The organism is Streptomyces sp. ME02-8801-2C (assembly GCF_033793965.1).
Taxonomy (GTDB): Bacteria; Actinomycetota; Actinomycetes; order Streptomycetales; family Streptomycetaceae; genus Streptomyces.
On the sequence record NZ_JARAXP010000027.1, the window covers coordinates 1 to 18479 of the forward strand.

Annotated in this window: 13 protein-coding genes; 5 read left to right on the forward strand and 8 right to left on the reverse strand. The window is 69.2% G+C overall.

Going from position 1 to position 18479, the window contains the following annotated elements:
- Positions 1 to 407: 407 nt before the first annotated feature.
- Together PV396_RS41635 and PV396_RS41640 are read right to left on the reverse strand one after the other, a co-directional pair.
- Entirely contained in the window at positions 408 to 836 is a 429-nt protein-coding gene (locus PV396_RS41635) for a type II toxin-antitoxin system VapC family toxin (protein ID WP_319213570.1), read from the reverse strand.
- Positions 833 to 1105 (reverse strand): hypothetical protein, encoded by a 273-nt coding sequence (locus PV396_RS41640; RefSeq protein ID WP_319213571.1) that lies wholly within the window; start codon positions 1103 to 1105, stop codon positions 833 to 835. The genes PV396_RS41635 and PV396_RS41640 overlap by 4 nt, the downstream gene beginning before the upstream one ends.
- 408 nt (positions 1106 to 1513) lie before the next feature.
- Between PV396_RS41640 and PV396_RS41645 the strand changes: the two genes are divergently transcribed.
- The 4 genes from PV396_RS41645 (at position 1514) to PV396_RS41660 (ending at position 10566) form a co-directional block, all read left to right on the forward strand.
- Complete coding sequence (locus PV396_RS41645) at positions 1514 to 2896, forward strand: alpha-amylase family protein (RefSeq protein ID WP_319213572.1); 1383 nt, start codon at positions 1514 to 1516, stop codon at positions 2894 to 2896.
- Between the two features lie 106 nt (positions 2897 to 3002).
- On the forward strand, positions 3003 to 8447 hold the full coding sequence (pulA, locus tag PV396_RS41650) for a pullulanase-type alpha-1,6-glucosidase (protein WP_319213573.1): 5445 nt from the start codon (positions 3003 to 3005) through the stop codon (positions 8445 to 8447).
- 70 nt (positions 8448 to 8517) lie between these two features.
- A complete protein-coding gene (locus tag PV396_RS41655; RefSeq protein WP_319213574.1) occupies positions 8518 to 10161 on the forward strand; it encodes a fused response regulator/phosphatase in 1644 nt (547 codons plus the stop codon).
- Between the two features lie 48 nt (positions 10162 to 10209).
- A complete protein-coding gene (locus PV396_RS41660) occupies positions 10210 to 10566 on the forward strand; it encodes a 5-carboxymethyl-2-hydroxymuconate Delta-isomerase (RefSeq protein ID WP_319213575.1) in 357 nt (118 codons plus the stop codon).
- A gap of 22 nt (positions 10567 to 10588) precedes the next feature.
- Here the strand turns inward: PV396_RS41660 and PV396_RS41665 are convergent, their stop codons facing one another.
- The 5 genes from PV396_RS41665 to PV396_RS41685 form a co-directional block, all read right to left on the reverse strand.
- Positions 10589 to 11308 (reverse strand): TetR/AcrR family transcriptional regulator, encoded by a 720-nt coding sequence (locus PV396_RS41665; RefSeq protein ID WP_319213576.1) that lies wholly within the window; start codon positions 11306 to 11308, stop codon positions 10589 to 10591.
- A gap of 56 nt (positions 11309 to 11364) precedes the next feature.
- A complete protein-coding gene (locus PV396_RS41670) occupies positions 11365 to 12438 on the reverse strand; it encodes a PDR/VanB family oxidoreductase (protein WP_319213577.1) in 1074 nt (357 codons plus the stop codon).
- Positions 12438 to 13316: a metal-dependent hydrolase gene (locus PV396_RS41675; RefSeq protein ID WP_319213578.1), complete on the reverse strand. Its 879-nt coding sequence runs from the start codon at positions 13314 to 13316 to the stop codon at positions 12438 to 12440. The genes PV396_RS41670 and PV396_RS41675 overlap by 1 nt, the downstream gene beginning before the upstream one ends.
- A gap of 154 nt (positions 13317 to 13470) precedes the next feature.
- Positions 13471 to 15399: a hypothetical protein gene (locus PV396_RS41680; RefSeq protein WP_319213579.1), complete on the reverse strand. Its 1929-nt coding sequence runs from the start codon at positions 15397 to 15399 to the stop codon at positions 13471 to 13473.
- A gap of 50 nt (positions 15400 to 15449) precedes the next feature.
- A complete protein-coding gene (locus PV396_RS41685) occupies positions 15450 to 15959 on the reverse strand; it encodes a tetratricopeptide repeat protein (RefSeq protein WP_319213580.1) in 510 nt (169 codons plus the stop codon).
- Positions 15960 to 16099: 140 nt separating this feature from the next.
- On the opposite strand from PV396_RS41685, the gene PV396_RS41690 reads away from it, so the two are divergent.
- Positions 16100 to 16561, forward strand: a complete 462-nt coding sequence (locus tag PV396_RS41690; protein WP_319213581.1) for a hypothetical protein — start codon at positions 16100 to 16102, stop codon at positions 16559 to 16561.
- Positions 16562 to 16662: 101 nt separating this feature from the next.
- Here PV396_RS41690 and PV396_RS41695 read toward each other — a convergent pair whose 3' ends face one another.
- Positions 16663 to 18360 carry a DUF1996 domain-containing protein gene (locus tag PV396_RS41695; protein WP_319213582.1) on the reverse strand — a complete coding sequence of 566 codons (1698 nt, stop codon included), beginning with the start codon at positions 18358 to 18360 and terminating at the stop codon, positions 16663 to 16665.
- Positions 18361 to 18479: the final 119 nt, after the last annotated feature.

Genomic DNA, 18479 nt, shown 5'->3' on the forward strand with positions numbered 1-18479 from the left:
TTCATCGGCGAACGCCCCGTCAACGCCGCCATCCACCCTGCTGGCCTGCCCATCAACACCTCCGAGGACGAGGTGTTGCAACGACCAGTTGAATCCGCCCTTGAACGCTCCAGGCCTCGACGCAGCAGTTAGACCGGGTCAACGCCCGTTGTTGTGAAGAGATTCCGCGCGCGAGAAGAGGAGTGTCCCAAGGGTGGCGAACAGGTTTCGGTAGTTGTCGTTCCATACCTGAAGCGTTCCGGCTCATCCCATGGCCGACCAGAGCGCAAAGTACTCAGCTCCACCCGAGTACGGAGTACTTCGCTGATCACCGGCCTGGCGCAGGCCGCTGCCACTCGCGCCCCCCATGGTGAACGGGGCCACTGTGCCTCACGGACATCAGTACGGAGCACTGACGCTGCGGCCACCTACAGTTGCTGCTCCCACGGATTGACCACCAGAGCCCCGGTTCGGGCCATGTGCTTGATGTTGCGTGTCGCCACCGTCCAGCCGTTGGCCAGAGCGGTGGCGGCGATCAGGGCGTCCGGTGGGTCAATGCTGGTGCCAGCGGCCTTGAGCGTCTTGTGGATGGTGAGATATGCGGCCGCTTCCGGTTCGCCGATCGGCGCGATGCGGTCACGGAATTCGTGCCGTACCGCAGCGAGGGCTTGTGCGTAGCGGGCTTGCCGTACGGGATCCGGGGCGGCGGCAACGCCGACCTCGATCTCGGCCACGGTGATCACGCTCAAGAAGCGGTTGGGTCGGGCAGTGGACAGGAACCAGGCCAGGACGCGCGGGTCAGGCTTCGCCCGGGTCGTGAGCTCGGCGACGACATTGGTGTCGAACAGGTAGATCACTCGGCGTCCGTCTGCGCATCGTAGGAGCGGGCGCCGAACTCCAGACCCTCGAAGGGGCGGGAGAGCAGGAACTCCTCGAAGCCGTCGTTGCTCAGCGTCACCCAGCGTTGCAGCATCTCGGGCAGCGCCTCGATCTCCGTGTCGGCCAGCTCCGCGTCGAAGTGCCGACGCTGGTCCTCAGGAAGGGACTCCCGGATGTCACGAATGGTCCGCAGCGGGTGCGACGACGGAGGCGGCGGGTGAGGCACACCGCTCGGAGCTGTGGTCATCGGCATCCCCTCCGCGTGCTCGGGCTGCGTACTGCTGCTGGTCCCAGGTTACGGGAAGGGCCAGCTCAGGAGGGAATCCTTCCCGGCTGACCCTCAGCGTTTCGGGAACGCGCCGGGTCACCACCGTCGGTGTCGTGAAGCGACGGAAGGTCCTGTGTGAAGAAGTCGAGGTACTGGCTCCCGCATCCCGGTTGCGCAGGCTCCGCGCGCGCTCCTCGAATGCGCCCTCGGCTGCGATGAGGGAGGACTTCACCCGAGCACCGTGCACGCGTGAAGAGGAAGCGTCCCAAGGGTTGACCGTCCAACAAGTGGGCTCGTACTTTCTGCTCTGTTGAAAGTTTTCAGTCGTCTTGCAGCAAGAACCGGTAACAGATCTTGCCTGGACCTTCAACGGAGAAGGACCCCCACATGGCCAGAAGAACCCTTTCCGGCGCGCTCGCCCTCGCCGCGGGCGCGTCGATCGCGCTAGCCGTCCCGACGGGCGCCGCCCACGCCTCCCCGCCCGGTACCAAGGACGTCACCGCTGTCCTGTTCGAGTGGAAGTTCGCCTCGGTCGCCAAGGAGTGCACCAACACCCTCGGCCCCGCCGGCTACGGCTTCGTCCAGGTCTCGCCGCCCGCCGAGCACATACAGGGCTCGCAGTGGTGGACGTCGTACCAGCCCGTCAGCTACAGGATCGCGGGTCGGCTCGGTGACGCCGCCGGCTTCAGGAGCATGGTCGACACGTGTCACGCGGCCGGCGTCAAGGTCGTCGTGGACACCGTCATCAATCACATGTCCGCGGGAAGCGGCACCGGCACCGGCGGTTCGTCGTACAGCAAGTACAACTACCCCGGCCTGTACTCCGCGCCCGACTTCGACGACTGCACCTCGACGATCAGCAACTACCAGGACCGCTGGAACGTCCAGCACTGCGAACTCGTGCAGCTCGCCGACCTGGACACGGGCGAGGACTACGTCCGTTCGGCCATCGCCGGGTACATGAACTCCCTGCTCGGCTACGGCGTCGACGGCTTCCGGATCGACGCGGCCAAGCACATCCCGGCGGCCGACCTCGCCAACATCAAGACGCGGCTGAGCAACCCCTCGGTGTACTGGAAGCAGGAGGTCATCTACGGCAGCGGCGAGGCCGTCCAGCCCACCGAGTACACGGGCAACGGCGATGTGCAGGAGTTCCGTTACGCCTACGACCTCAAGCGCGTCTTCAACAACGAGAACCTCGCCTACCTGAAGAACTACGGCGAGGGCTGGGGCTACATGAGCAGCTCGGCCGCCGGTGTCTTCGTCGACAACCACGACACCGAGCGCAACGGCAGCACGCTCAGCTACAAGGACAACGCCAACTACACGCTCGCCAACGTCTTCATGCTGGCGTATCCGTACGGCGCCCCGGACATCAACTCCGGGTACGAGTTCTCCGACACGGACGCCGGGCCGCCCAACGGCGGTACTGTCAACGCCTGTTGGCAGGACGGCTGGAAGTGCCAGCACGCCTGGCCGGAGATCCTGCGCATGGTCGCCTTCCGTAATGCCACCCGTGGTGAGCCAGTCGGCAACTGGTGGGACAACGGGAACGACGCCATCGCCTTCGGGCGGGGCTCCAAGGGCTTCGTCGCCATCAACCACGAGTCGAGCAGCCTGAGCCGGACCTACCAGACCTCGCTGGCCGCCGGGACCTACTGCAACGTACAGAACAACACGACGGTCTCCGTGAACGGTTCGGGTCAGTTCACCGCGACCCTCGGCTCCAACACCGCCCTCGCGATCTACGCGGGCAAGTCCAGCTGTTGAAAATTCTTTCCATTGCTTTCAGGACCCTTGCTGTAAACCTTTCGGCGGCGATACGGTCGCGCGGGGTCGGACCCGCAAGAGCCGCGATCGCAAGGAGTCCACGTCCGTGATACCGAGATGGCCGGCGCAGCCGAGGCTTCGTACCACCCGTACCGCCCGTCCAGGCCGGGTCGCTGCGGTCACCGTGACCGCGTTGGCCGCAGCGCTCGTCCAGCCCCTGGCCGCCGGGGCGGACACCTCGCCCCCACCCCCGCCCCCACCGCCGTCCGACAGGAGGCTCGCCGCCGAACCGGCCCGGCACGACGCCACCCGCGAGCAGTTCTACTTCGTCCTCCCGGACCGTTTCGCCAACGGCGACAAGCGCAACGACAAGGGTGGACTCACCGGCTCCCGCCTCGCCACCGGCTACGACCCCACCGACAAGGGCTTCTACCAGGGCGGCGACCTCAAGGGCCTCACCAACAAGCTCGACTACATCAAGGGCCTCGGCACCACCGCCATCTGGCTGGCCCCGATCTTCAAGAACGCGCCCGTGCAGGGGACCGGGTCGGACGCCTCCGCCGGCTACCACGGCTACTGGATCACCGACTTCACGCAGGTCGACCCGCACTTCGGCACCAACCAGGACCTCGAGACCCTCATCTCCAAGGCGCACGCCAAGGGCATGAAGGTCTTCTTCGACGTCATCACCAACCACACCGCCGACGTCGTCGACTACGAGCAGAAGTCCTACGACTACCTCTCCAAGGGTGCCTTCCCGTATCTGACGAAGGACGGGAAGCCCTTCGACGACGCCGACTACGCGGACGGGAAGCATCACTTTCCGTCCGTCGACGCCGACTCCTTCCCGCGCACGCCCGTCGTCCCCGCCGCCAAGAAGAACGCCAAGGTCCCTTCCTGGCTCAACGACCCGACGATGTACCACAACCGGGGCGACTCCACCTGGGCCGGCGAGTCCGCGACATACGGCGACTTCGTCGGGCTCGACGACCTGTGGACCGAGCGCCCCGAGGTCGTCTCCGGGATGGAGAAGATTTACGAGAAGTGGGTACGGGACTTCGACATCGACGGCTTCCGCATCGACACCGTGAAGCACGTCAACATGGAGTTCTGGACCCAGTGGGCCACCGCCCTGGACAAGTACGCGGCTCGGCACGGCCGCGACGACTTCTTCATGTTCGGTGAGGTGTACTCCGCCGACACGTCCGTGACCTCCCCGTACGTCACCCAGGGCCGCCTGGACTCCACGCTCGACTTCCCCTTCCAGGACGCGGCCCGCTCGTACGCCTCCCAGGGCGGCAGCGCGCGAAAGCTCGCCTCCGTCTTCGGCGACGACTACAAGTACACGACCGACAAGGCCAACGCCTACGAGCAGGTCACCTTCCTCGGCAACCACGACATGGGCCGGATCGGGACCTTCATCGAGCAGGACAACCCGAACGCCACCGACGCCGAACTCCTCGCCAAGGACAGGCTCGCCAACGAGTTGATGTTCCTCAGCCGTGGCAACCCGGTCGTCTACTACGGCGACGAGCAGGGCTTCACCGGCGCCGGCGGCGACAAGGACGCCCGCCAGACGATGTTCGCCTCACGTGTCGCCGACTACCTCGACGACGACGAACTCGGCACGGATCGCACGCACGCAAGCGACTCGTACGACACGAGAGCACCGCTCTACCGGCAGATCAGCGCTCTCGCCAAGCTGCGCAAGGCCAACCCGGCCCTCACCGACGGCATCCAGACCGAGCGCTACGCGACCGACGGCGACGGCCCCGGCGTCTACGCCTTCTCCCGCACCGACGCCAAGTCCGGCACCGAGTACGTCGTCGCCCTCAACAACGCGCCCGAGGCGCGGACGGCGACCTTCGCCACCGGCTCGGCGGACATGCCCTTCAGCGGCATCCACGGCACCCACGCCAAGGTGACCAGCGGCACCGACAGGAAGATCACCGTCACCGTCCCGCCCGGCTCCGCCATCGTCCTCAAGGCGACCGGCAAGCTCCCGGCCCCAGCCGCAAAGCCCACCCTCACCCTCTCCGCCCCGCCCGCCGGCGCCACCGGCACGGTCGACATCACCGCCGACGTCGCGGGCGGCGGGCTCAACCGTGTCGTCTTCGCCGCCCAGACCGGCAACGGCAAGTGGCGGACCCTCGGCTCCGCCGACCACGCGCCCTACCGGGTCACCCAGACCATCGACACGGCAACCGCCCCCGGAACGCCCCTGCGCTACAAGGCGGTTGTAGTCGACCGCGCCGGACGCACCGCAAGTGCCATGGCCGCCTCCACCACGGGCACCCCGCCCGCCCCCGAGGTCCCCACGGCCTCCTCGCGCGACTACGCGATCGTCCACTACAAGCGCGCCGACGGCGACTACACCGACTGGCGCCTGTACGCCTGGGGCGACATCGCCGATGGCGAGGGCACGACCTGGCCGGCCGGCCACGACTTCGTCGGCCGGGACGCGTTCGGTGCCTTCGCCCATGTCAGGCTCAAGCCCGGTGCCTCCAACGTCGGTTACCTCGTCATCGACAAGGACGGCACCAAGGACGTCTCCGTCGACCGCTCGATCGACGTCACGAAGACGGGCGAGATCTGGGTCGAGCAGGGCAAGGAGGCCGTCCTGACCGAGAAGCCCACCGCCGACTATCCCGAACAGGACCCGACCAAGGCGGTCATCCACTACCACCGCGCCGACGGCGACTACGACGGCTGGGGCCTGCACGTCTGGTCCGGCGCAGCGAACCCCACCGACTGGGCCAAGCCTCTGGCGCCGGTACGCACCGACGCCTACGGCGCGGTCTACGAAGTACCGCTCAACTCTGGTGCCACCAGCCTCAGTTACATCCTCCACAAGGGCGACGAGAAGGACCTCCCCACCGACCAGGCCGTCGACCTCAAGGCCAACGGCCACGAGGTCTGGCTCCTGAACGGCCAGGAGAAGTACCTGCTCCCACAGCCCGCGGGCAGCGCCGGGGCCCTCGACCTGACCACCTCCAAGGCGATCTGGATCGACCGGAACACCGTGGCCTGGAACGGCGACGACACCACCGCCTCCACCCAACTGCTCTCCTCCCGCACCGGCTCGATCACCGCGAAGGACGGCACGCTCACCAGCACCGACGAGCGCTGGCTACGCCTCTCCAAGTCCGCCCTCACCGACGCCCAGAAGGCGAGGTTCCCGCACCTCGCCTCGTACACCGCCTGGACGGTCGACCCACGCGACCGCGACCGGGTCCGCGAGGCCCTGCGCGGCCAGCTCGTCGCCTCTCAACGGGCGGCGAACGGAGCTGTGTTGGCGGCGACAGGGGTTCAACTCGCGGGCGTACTCGACGATCTCTACGCCGGCGCCTCGCACGCCCACCTCGGACCGACGTTCAGCAAGGGCCGCCCCACGCTCTCCGTCTGGGCGCCCACAGCGCAGTCGGTGAAGCTCGACCTCGACGGCTCCACGGTCGCCATGAAGAGGAACGGCACCACCGGCGTCTGGTCCGTCACCGGCGCCAAGTCCTGGAAGAACAAGCCCTATCGGTACGTCGTGAAGGTGTGGGCCCCGAGCGTCGCCAAGATCGTCACCAACCGTGTCACCGACCCCTACTCCGTCGCCCTGACCACCGACTCCGAGCGCAGCCTCGTCGTCGACCTGGACGACAAGTCCCTTGCCCCGCACGGCTGGACGACCTACTCCAAGCCGAAGGCGGTACCCCTGCGCGACGCCGAGATCCAGGAACTGCACGTCCGGGACTTCTCGGTCGCCGACGACACCGTGCCCGCGAAGGACAGGGGCACCTACCTCGCCTTCACCGACAAGAACAGCGCCGGCTCGGGGCACCTGCGCGCACTGGCGAAGGCCGGCACCTCGTACGTGCACCTCCTGCCCGCCTTCGACATCGCCACCATCCCCGAGAGGCGGGCGGACCAGGCGACCGTCGACTGCGACCTGTCCTCCTACGCTCCCGACTCCGACCAGCAGCAGGCGTGCGTCGCGAAGATCGCCGCGAAGGACGCGTACAACTGGGGCTACGACCCGTACCACTACACCGTCCCGGAGGGCTCGTACGCGAGCGACCCGGACGGCACACGGCGCACAGTCGAGTTCCGGCAGATGGTGAAGTCGCTCAACAGCGACGGGCTGCGGGTCGTGATGGACGTCGTCTACAACCACACCCCCGCCAGTGGCCAGGCGAAGACCAGCGTCCTCGACCAGGTGGTCCCCGGCTACTACCAGCGGCTGCTCGCGGACGGCTCGGTCGCCAACTCCACCTGCTGCGCCAACACCGCGCCCGAGAACACCATGATGGGCAAGCTCGTCGTCGACTCGATCGTCACCTGGGCCAGGGAGTACAAGGTCGACGGCTTCCGCTTCGACCTGATGGGCCACCACCCGAAGGCCAACATCCTGGCGGTCAGAAAGGCCCTCGACGCACTCACCCTCAAGAAGGACGGCGTCGACGGCAGGAAGATCATCCTGTACGGGGAGGGCTGGAACTTCGGCGAGGTCGCCGACGACGCCCGCTTCGTGCAGGCCACCCAGAAGAACATGGCGGGGACGGGCATCGCGACCTTCTCCGACCGGGCCCGTGACGCGGTACGCGGCGGCGGTCCCTTCGACGGGGACCCGGGCGTACAGGGCTTCGCGTCCGGCCTGTACACCGACCCCAACTCCTCGGCCGCCAACGGTACTTCGGCCGAGCAGAAGGCCCGACTCCTGCACTACCAGGACCTGATCAAGGTGGGCCTGAGCGGCAACCTCGCCGCCTACCGCTTCACCGACACGGACGGCAGGGACGTCACCGGCGCCCAGGTCGACTACAACGGCCAACCCGCCGGTTACGCGGACGCCCCCGGCGACGCCCTCGCCTACGCCGACGCGCACGACAACGAGTCGCTGTTCGACGCGCTCGCCTTCAAACTGCCCGCCACGACGAGCGCCGCCGACCGGGCCCGTATGCAGGTCCTCGCCATGGCCACGGCGACCCTCTCGCAGGGACCGGCGCTCTCCCAGGCGGGCAGCGACCTGCTGCGCTCCAAGTCCCTGAACCGCAACTCCTACGACAGCGGCGACTGGTTCAACGCCATCCACTGGAACTGCGCGGACGGCAACGGCTTCGGGCGCGGACTGCCCCTGGCCGCGGACAACACCCCCAAGTGGCCCTACGCCAAGCCCCTGTTGACCTCGGTCGGTGTCGGCTGCGAACAGATCGAGGGCGCGTCCGCCGCGTACCGGGACCTGTTGAGAATCCGTACGACGGAGAGCGACTTCTCCCTCGGCACGGCCGGCCAGGTGCAGTCGAAGCTGTCCTTCCCGCTGTCCGGCAAGGACGAGACACCCGGCGTGATCACCATGGAACTCGGCGATCTCGTCATCGTGTTCAACGCGACGCCCCGGCCGAGCGAGCAGCGGGTCGGCCCGCTCGCCGGGATCCCGTACGAGCTGCACCCCGTCCTGCGGGCGGGAGCCGACCCCGTCGTCAGGTCGGCGACGTACGAACGGGAATCGGGCACGTTCGCCGTTCCGGCAAGGACCGTCGCGGTGTTCTCCCGTACCTCCTGAGAAGGGCATATCTTGGTGGGGCAGACGCGGATCCCGGTCTGCCCCACCGGTGTGTCCAAGGGCGGGCGGGATGGACAGCAACGGCAAGCGGACCGACATCACCGACATCACCGTGCTCGTCGTGGACGACTCCGCGGCCGGCCGGTACGCCATGAGTGCCCTGCTTCGCCGGGCCGGCCATCAGGTCGTCCCGGTCGCCGGCGGCCACGAGGCGCTCGCCGAACTCGACGTACGGCTCCGGAAGGGCACCCTGCCCGACGTGGCCCTCGTCGACGTGGACCTGCCCGACATGAGCGGGGCCGAGCTGTGCCGCCGGCTCAAGGCCCGGCCGCACATGGCGGGCCTGCCCGTCGTGCACTTCTCGGCCTCCGCCGTGTCGCCGGGCGCCCGCTGCGACGGACTCGACGCGGGCGGGGAGGCCCATCTGACGGTGCCGGCCGAGCCCGAGGAGATCGACGCGGTGCTGCGAGCCGCCGTGCGCGCGTCGCGGCTGCGGGCCGACGACCAGGCACTGGCGCGACGGCTGACCCTCCTGTCGGAGACGGTCTTCACCATCCAGGGGGCACGCTCCCTGCAGGAACTCGCCGACGCCGCCGCCGAGGGCACCGCCCGGCTCACCGGCTCGACCGCCGCCGTGTTCTTCCTCGGCCCGGACGACGAGCTGTACCGGGCCACCTCCCGCAACCGCACCTCGCTCGCCATGCCGGACGAGAGCGCCCACCGGGTCGTCGCGGGCCTGCTCCGCCGCCTCACCCGGGGCCACAGCGGCGTCCAGATCACCACGGTGCCCGCGCCCCTGTGGCCCGCCGGGTTCTTCCGGCCAGGCGTGGAGCACGACGCACGACTGGTGCTGATCCCCACCGAGGACGGCCGCGCCTCGGTGTGCCTTGCCACGCCCACCCGGGGGATGCGCAGAGTGAGCCCCGAGAAGGAGTCCCTGGTGGCCCGGCTCGCCCAGGCCACCGTCCTCGCCGCCGAACCGCTGCTCATGTACCAGGTCGAGCGCCATGTCGCCCTCACCCTCCAGCACAGCTTCCTGCCCCGCCCCGACCGGCTGCCCGAGCTCCCCGGCATCGACGTCGTCGTGCGGTACGTGCCCGCGTCCCGGGACGCCGAGATCGGCGGCGACTTCTACGCGGCCCTGCGCACCGACGACGGCGTGCTCACCGCCGTCGGCGATGTCGTCGGACACTCGCTGGACGCGGCCACCGTGATGGTCGAGATCAGGCACGCGCTGCGCGCCTACTGCGTCGAGGAGAGCGACCCGGCCGTGCTCGCCGAGCGGCTCGACCGGATGCTTCTGCGCTACCACCCCGAGGTCACGGCCACCGTCTGCCTGGTGCTTGTCGACCCGGCCACCGGACGCACCCGTATCGCAAACGCCGGCCACATCCCGCCGCTGATCATCCGGGACGGCGGCGGCGCCGACTACGCCAAGGCGGAGGGCCCGCTGCTCGGCGTGGGCCTCGCCCATCCGCCGCCCACCGAACTGTTCCTCGAGCCCACCGACCGGCTCCTCATGGTCACCGACGGTCTGATCGAGACCCGGGGCACCGACCTCGCGGACTCCCTGGAACACCTCCGCGCCGCCGCCTCCGGCGCGCTGCCCGGCCTGGACGCCCTGTGCGACACGCTGCTGGTCTCCTTCGGCCATGACCGGGAGGACGACATCGCGATGCTGGCACTGAGGGTGGCCGATCAGGGCTCCGGTTAGGGTGTGGTGGCCGTGCCGTCCCACAAGCCCTAGAACAGGGGATTTTCCATGCCGCAGATCACCGTCGACTACTCGGACTCGCTGGCCGAGGCCTTCGACCGGCGCGGGTTCGCGCTCGCGCTGCACGACGAGGTCGTCGCCACGGCGAAGGCGAAGCCCGAGGCGTGCAAGACACAGTTCCGTCGCACCGAGGACGCCACCGTCGGGGCGGACAGCGACGGCCACGCGATCGTGCACGTCTGGATCGGCATGCTCACCGGGCGCACCACCGAGACGAAGAACCAACTGACCGAAGCCGTACTGGAGTTGGTGCGCGCCCATGTGAAGCCGGTCGCGGACCTCGCCCTGCACGCCTCGGTCGAGGTCCGCGAACTCGACGACTCCTACCGGAAGTTCGACAACTGACCCGTCGGACGGGTCATGCGGGCTAGGACGCGAGTGAGATGAGCCGTGCGACCAGATCGCTGAACGGACCGTCGGCGGGCTCCTGTTTGAGCATCCGGCGCAGCAGTCCGGCCATCTCCTCGTCGTAGGCGGCGCTCACGGCGGCCAGCGCCGCGAAGTCGTGCACGAGCTGCGCCTCCAGCTCGGCGCGCGGCACGCGCCGCCCGTCCAGCCAGATCAGCGCGGTCGACTCGACGAGCGATATCCACGTCCGGATCACCAACTCGAGCCGGGCAGGCGCCTCTTCGACCTCCAGCTCCAGATGCGACAGGATCTGGACGTACGCGGCCTGGCGTACGGCGTCGATGAGCGCGTTCGTCGTCGGGGAGCTGTTGGCGCGCACCTCGTCGGCGGAGACCGCCGGGCCGCCGCGCATCAACGCCGCGAAGCCGGGACCGTGTTCGTCGACGAAGTCGAAGAACCGGCGCATCACCCGGAGCAGCCGCGCCCCCAGCGGACCCTCCTGCGGCTCCACGAACCGGCCCGCCAGATCGTCCGACGCACGCTTCAACGCGGCCTCGTACAGGCTGAGTTTGCCGGGGAAGTAGTGATAGACCAGTGGGCGCGAGATGCCCGCGGCCGACGCGATCTCATCGATGGAGACCTCGTCGGGCGAGCGGCGGCTGAACAGTTCGAGGGCGACGCCGATCAACTGCTGCCGGCGTTCCTCGACTCCCATTCTGCGGCGAACCCCGGTTGTCATGCGAACACCTTACCGATCGGATACGGCCCCCAATGGGCGGGTCCGACCATGGGTGTTCACAAGTCCAGCACAAGCGGACCGCCTCGTGCCCGTGACACACAGATCAGCATCGAGTCGGCCCGTTCGGCATCGGTCAGCAGCTCGTCACGATGGTCGATCTCCCCTGCCAGCACCCGCTGCCGGCAGGTTCCGCAGAACCCCTGCTCGCACGAGTACGCGGTGTCCGGCAACTCCGCCCGTACGGCGGCCAGCACGCTCGAGTCGGAGCTCACCGTCAACGTCCGCCCGCTGCGCCGGAGTTCGACCTCGAAAGCCTGGTCGTCCCCGATCGACGTACGCGGGGTGAAGCGCTCCGTACGTAGTACGGCGCCCTCGGGAATCCTCGCCTCGACCGCCGCCATCAGTGCCTCGGGGCCGCAGCAGTGGATGGCGGTGCCCTCGGGCAGTTCCGCCGCCACGCCCGCGAACAGCGCGTCCAGGTCGGGCAGCCCGTCCTCGTCCTCCGCGACGACGCGGACCCGGTCGGTCCCGGCCCCCAGTTTCTCGATCTCCGCGAGGTACGGCATCGAGGCCCGGCTGCGGCCCCCGTACAACAGCCGCCATTCCAGGCCGGGTTGGGCGTCCACGGCCCGGAGCATCGGCAGAATCGGAGTGATGCCGATACCGCCCGCCACGAAGACGTACGCAGGGGCCGGGGTGAGCGGGAAGCGGTTGCGCGGGCCGCGCACCTCCACGGTCATGCCCGCCCGCAGCCCTTCGTGCACCTCGCGCGAACCCCCGCGCCCGTCCGGCACCAGCCGCGCGGCGACGGTGTACGAGGAGGTGTCCGCCGGGTCCCCGCACAGCGAGTACTGCCGTACGAGCCCCGACGGCAGCAGCAGGTCGAGATGCGCGCCGGGCTCCCAGCCCGGCAACTCCCGTCCCTCCAGCCGAAGTTGTACGACCTTCTCGGCGACCGTCTCGTGCGCGGCGACCGTCAGCCGCAGGGCCCGTGAACGCGGCCGTCCGGAGACGGGCTCCGCCAGCGCGGGCAGCGGCCACAGCGGCGAACCCTCGATCCGGCGGCGCACGGCCCGCCGCGCGAGCAGCGCGGCACCGGCGGTGAGCGCGAGAGCCAGCGGTCGGGCCATCAGGCGGCGCCTCTGTCGGCGGCGACGGCAGCGGGGGAGGAGGCCAGATAGGCGACGGCCTGCTCGGTCGAGCCCTCCTGGGAGGGGTGATAGCCACGGGCGAGATAGCGCGGCACCGACCTCAGCATGGCCGGGGTCGACGGCAGCAGACCTCGCTTCCCGCGCACGTAGAAGCCCCGGAAGGTCGGCTTGCTCAGGCCCGGGGCCGGGTCGTTCGCCATGAAGAACCGCACCCCGCGCTGCCACAGGAAGAACATCGCCAGCAGCCCGGTCAGCCAGGTCCGCACGCGCCGCCCGTAGCCCCCGTCGACATGCGTGAACAGGTCGAAGGCGACCGACCGGTGCTCGACCTCCTCGGCGCCGTGCCAGCGCAGCAGGTCCAGCATCGTCGGATCGGCGCCGCGCCGGTCGAGCTCCGACGCGTTGAGTATCCAGTCGCCGAGGAACGCCGTGTAGTGCTCGATGGCCGCGATGACGGCGACCCGTTCCATGAGCCACCACTCGCGGGCCCGGCGGCCCGGCAGGGGGAACCGGTCACCGAGCAGCTTCTCGAAGATCCAGTCGAGCTGGGCGGTGTACGGCGTCGGGTCGAGCCCCGACTCCCGCAGATGCGGGAGGACTTCGTCGTGCGCCTGGGAGTGCATGGCCTCCTGGCCGATGAACCCGAGGACGTCCGCGCGCAGTCGCTCGTCCCTTATGTAGGGCAGCACCTGCTTGTACACGTGCACGAACCACCGCTCACCGGCGGGCAGCAGCATGTGCAGCACGTTGATGGTGTGCGAGGTGAAGGGGTCCCCGGGTACCCAGTGCAGCGGGGTGTCCTTCCAGGAGAAGGACACCTTGCGTGCCTTGAGGCGTATGTGCGGTGGGTTGGACATGGCGTCAATGTACTGAGGGGTAGGGGGTGGGGGAACCCTTGTGCGAGGGCTTGTTGACGTGAGTGTCAGCGAGGCGCTCCGCAGGGTGGGTTGTTTGTCGTCCGCGGGGCGGTGGGGGCTTGTCGCGCAGTTCCCCGCGCCCCTATGGGGCGCTTTACCGCAGGCCTGAGATTTGGCGGCCGTCCTTGAGTGTCCCCTTCAGCTCGGCCTGGGTTCCCTGCTGGGTCTTCGCCGTCAGTAGAGATCCTCGGCTGGATGCGCTCATTCCGCCCGTTGCCGTGATCGTCGCGGTGTTCTCCGCGCCGGCGGCCAGCATGTACCACTCGCCTGCCCCCGACTTCCACAGCACGCCGGCGAGTACGTTCGGGTCCCGGGGGCCGCAGGCCGGCGTGTTCGCGGACTTCGCCGCTACCGCCCCGTACTGGCCGCCCGGCGTGTGGAACTGGGCCAGTACCTGTGCCCCGTCGCCCCGCCAGGTCTCGGCGCGGGTGCACACCCAGTCGGCGACGCCGCTCGCGTCGGGCATCGGCTGACGCGCGTACAGCCAGGCGTTCACGGAGCGCACGCCCTGGGAGTGCATGGCGGCGAGGGAGCAGGCGAACGGCGACCACCTCGCCAGCGCGTCCGGAGCCGAGGCCTCGCGAAGGGAGGCCGGGCGGCCCGTGGTGAGGTGCGCCGGGACCAGTTCGGCGAGGTCGCTCAGCAGCCGGGGGGTGCCCCCGGCGACCGTCACCTGGAGCGTGTTCCAGGACTGGCAGGCGCCCTTCTGTGCGACGGGGCTGGCCAGCGGCCCGCTCACCCCGTCCTTCAGCCCGAGGTCGATCGGCGTCGCGGCCGGCCTGCGCAGGTCCCGCATCTCCGTCCTGAGCACCCAGGGGGCCGTCAGATAGCGGACGTTGCCGTCGGCCCGGTCGAGGACCACCGCGTCGGCCTCGGCGCCGCTCGCGCCGTCGACGCGGGCGAAGTCGAGGGCGGCCCCGCTGGTGCCGTCCCTCGGTTCGGCGTACCGGGCGATGCGCAGACCGTCGTACAGGATCACCACGCGGGCCGCGTCGACCGTGCCCGCGTACAGCAGCTGGGGCGGGCCGGCCGGGCCGCCGGACGGGGTGCCCGGGGTCGCCGAGACGAGGACCCTCTCGCCGGGGCGGGCCCAGACGGCGAGGGCGCGGCGCAGCAGCGCGCTGTCGCCGGTCAGGTCGCCGCGCGCGGGCCAGACGGAGAAGTCGGTGCGGGTGGAGGACTTCCAGGCGGCGGCCGGTACCAGGGACAACCGGGCCGGATCCAGGGCGGCTTCGGCGGCCGGGTTCTGCGCGTACGCGGGGGCGGCGGCACCGTTCGGGGCCCAGCCGTCGCCCGGCAGACCGAGCAGCGTGCCGCACACCGCGACGGCCGCGGCGGCGACGAGCGCGGCCTTCAGGTGCTGCCTGCGCCGCATCAGGTCGGTGGGGCGGGCCTGGAGCGAACAGGCGTCGAACTCCGCGGACTCGAGCAGCGCGTACCGCGCCGGCACCTCGTCCGCCTCCCGCAGCGCGTCGATCGGCCGGTCGACCCCGGCGGCCTCCAGCGCCGTGCGTACGTCGGAGTCCGCGAGCTTCTCCAGACCGCGCAGGACGTACGCGGCCCTGGCCGGGCCGGAAAGCGCCGACAGCCTTTGGTCCAGGGCGAGTTCCTCGGCGCCACCGGACCGGGGAAAGAGCCGCAGGCCCCACACCTGGGGAAGCAGCGGCAGCTGCGACCGCTTCGGCAGAGTGCGGCCCCGCCACGGCCGCCCCGCCTCGAGTGCCGTACGCAGCACCTGGAGGCGGACGAGCGCGTAACCGGGGTCGCCCGCACGGCCCTTCGACTGGCTCGGCAGTACCGGCGTGGCCGTGCGGCCCCTGGGCAGCGCGCGCTGGGTGAGGGCGTGCGCGGTCAGGACACGGCGGCCCAGGCCCAGGCTCGGCGGCAGCACCAGATAGGCGAGCCGGACGAGCCGGGGGTAGTGCTCGACGAGCGCGGCCTCGGCCTGCTCCACGTCGACGACGGGGCGGCCCTTGGCGCTCTTACCGGTGGCGGGGCTGAAGGCGACATCCTGTGACTGCACGTTCAGCAGAACGAGCGAATCGTTGGATGGTCACCTCGCCCTGGCGGGAGTTACTCCCCGGGGTCGGTCAGCAGCCGTGCGTAGTTCGCCATCGACCGCTGATAGCGCGGCAGATGGGGAGCGAGGGCGCCGAGGACGAGCGAGAGACCCTCGCGGTCGCGGCCGAGACTGGAAAGGCACAGCGCCAGGCACGCCCGTACGGCGTCGTCCAACTCGTCGGAGGGGGCGTCCAGTTCGGGTGTGAGCAGCTTGACGCCCTCGTCGGCCTGGCCGATGTTCCGCAGCGAACTCGACAGCTGGATCTTGGCGCGGCGTCCCTTGTAGCCGCTGGTCTCGCTCAGCCCGAGCGCGAGTGCCTCCCGGTAGAGCGGTACCGCTCGGTCGGAGTGGCCCGTCGAGTCCCAGGCGGAGGCCTGTTCGAAGGGGGCCAGGGGGCTGTCGGCGGGCAGTTCGGCGACGAGTGTGTCGATCAGGGCGCGGAAGTCCGCCCCGTGCTCCTCGTCGTAGTCGTCGATGGTGGCCCAGGCGGCGGCCACACGCTCTTCCCAGTCTGCGTTCACTTGCCCACTCTCGCACGCCCGTTCCCTGATTGAGTGGTCTGTGCCCGGCAGCCGTATCGAGAGGGAGGGCTCCTCGACGGAGTCTCCCGCGGCATGGGCCGAGAATGATGTCGGCGCCGAACGGACCGGAGGAAGAACAGATGATGGTGACGCGACCGAAGCTCGCGGCTGCCGCGGTCACAGCCGTGGCGGCGCTGGCCCTGACCGGCTGCTCGGGCGGCGACAGCGACCGTGCGGGCGCGGAGATCGACGCCACGCCGGTCGCCGCCACCGGCAGCCTGGAGCACATCGCGAGCGAGGCGGGCTGCGAGCCCGTCATCCAGATCGACGCGGACGAGCTCCGGCAGGCGGCCTGCAAGACCAGCACCTACGGCAAGTTCCTGCTCCTGACCTACGCCACCGACCGAGGCCAGCGCGAGTGGATCAACGGGGCCAAGGACTACGGCGGGTTCTACCTCCTGGGCCGCAAGTGGACGGCGGTCGGTGACCAGAAGGTGATCGCGAAGCTGCAGGGCAAGCTCGGCGGGACCACCGAGGTGGGCGCCGACCACCACGCGGGCGCCGGCGCCGAGGCGAGCCACTCCGCCGGCCACGAAGGCTGAACCCGCGGGAAGCACAACAGAAAGCCGGTGGCGGGAGAACCCGCCACCGGCTTTCTCAGGTGGAGCTCAGGTGGACCACCATCGGTGGTCCACCGGTGGAACTACTGGCACTTCTTGCCGGTGTTGATGCAGTTGACCATCTTGTTCATCGTGTTCACGGAGAAGAAGTTGATGAAGTCGTTGTGGTCGGTGATCGGCTTGTGCAGGTTCTCCGGGAAGGTGTCCACCGCGTACGGGTTCACGACCGTTCCGTTCTGCAGCTTCGGGGCCGGGACGTTGTAGACCAGACGGACCTGGAGCTGGGGGATCGCCTTGAAGCCGTTGGCGCACTGGCCGTTGCCCTGGACGAAGGCCACGTGGGTGCGGTGGTTGGCGCTGTCGATGTTCTGACCGTCCCAGCAGCTCTGGAAGTTGGTCGTGCGCACCACCTGGCTGCCCTGCGGGCAGATCGGGTACTTGTCCTTCAGCTGCACCTTGTTCTCGAAGCCGGTGCAGCTCCAGTTCACGTTGGCGTTCGCGTTGCCGTTGACGAAGGCCTTCGCGTCACCGGTGATGATGCGCAGGGCGGTCGGCATCGCGACGACGTTGCCCGTCTTGTTGCCGACGAACTTCAGCTGGGCCTGGGCCGGCTGGAGGATCTTGCCGACGTTGCCCTCCTTGCCACCACCGTCGTTGTTCTGGTCGAAGTCCTGCGAACCGTCCTGCAGACGCAGCACCGGCCAGAAGTACGACGACTTGTCGCCCTGGTTCTGGCAGCTGGTCTGAGCCGCGGCCAGCTCCTGGTCGCTCGCGAACGCGTCGTTGCTCTGGTTGCCGACGTAGTCGTGCAGGTGGTGAGCACCGTTGCTGACACCGGGGGCGACGATCACGTTGTCCGTGTTGTGGTTGTCGTTCCCGTTGGTGCCGCACTTCGTGGTGAAGGAGCCGCGCGAGCCGCTGTTGCCGTTCGCGGGGAGGCCGTTCTGGCCCACACCCAGCTGGGCGTTGCCCTGGACCTGGGTGATGTCGACGAAGTCGGCAGCCACCGGGCCGTTGCCGCCCTGACCGCCACCGGCGTTGCCCTGGCCCTGGCCCTGGCCGTTGTTGCCCTGGCCGTTGTTCTGGCCCTGGCCGTTGTTGCCCTGGCCCTGACCGTTGTTCTGGCCACCGTTGTTCTGGCCGTTGTTGTTCTGACCCTGGCCGTTGTTGCCCTGGCCGTTGTTCTGACCCTGGCCGTTGTTGTTCTGGCCCTGGCCGTTGTTCTGGCCACCGTTGTTCTGGTTGCCGTTGTTGTTCTGGCCGTTGCCCTGGTTGTTGTTGCCCTGGCCCTGGCCGGCGTTGGTCTGCGGCGCGGCCGCGACACCGGTGCACTGGGCGAGCTGCCCCAGGTTGTCGGCCCCGGAACCACCGGCCCGCTGGATGTTGATCCGGATCCGGTCGATCGCCGCGAAGCGCTTGTCCTTCAGCGGACCGACGATCGCGTTCTGCACGAAGCCCGGGTCACCGGCCTGCGCCTGCCGCGTGGAGGCGAGACGGGCGTAGGCCTCGGTGATCTGGGTGTCGAGGTTCGCGAGCTCCCTGTCCACACCGGCGCGGGCACCCGCCGGGACGTTCGTGAGCTTCTGGCCCACGTCAGGGCAGTCGATCGTGGCGATCTGCGCCGCGGCGGCCTTGGTCTGGTTCTGGGCGCCGTTCTCCTCATGTGCGGAGGCGTAGAAATTCGCCCAGACAAGTCCACCACCACCGATCGCGAGGGCCGCGGATGCGGCCACGGCGCGAACGGCCAGTGGTGAGCGTCGTTTACGTGCATTGCGTCCCATGGAACTCCTCTGGCTTCCTTGCGGGGCTATCGAGGCGCCCGACAGGAGTGAAGCGGCGCCATCCATTACGAGGAGGACCTCAGGAGTGTTCAGCCGCCTCAGAAATTGATGAGAGATTC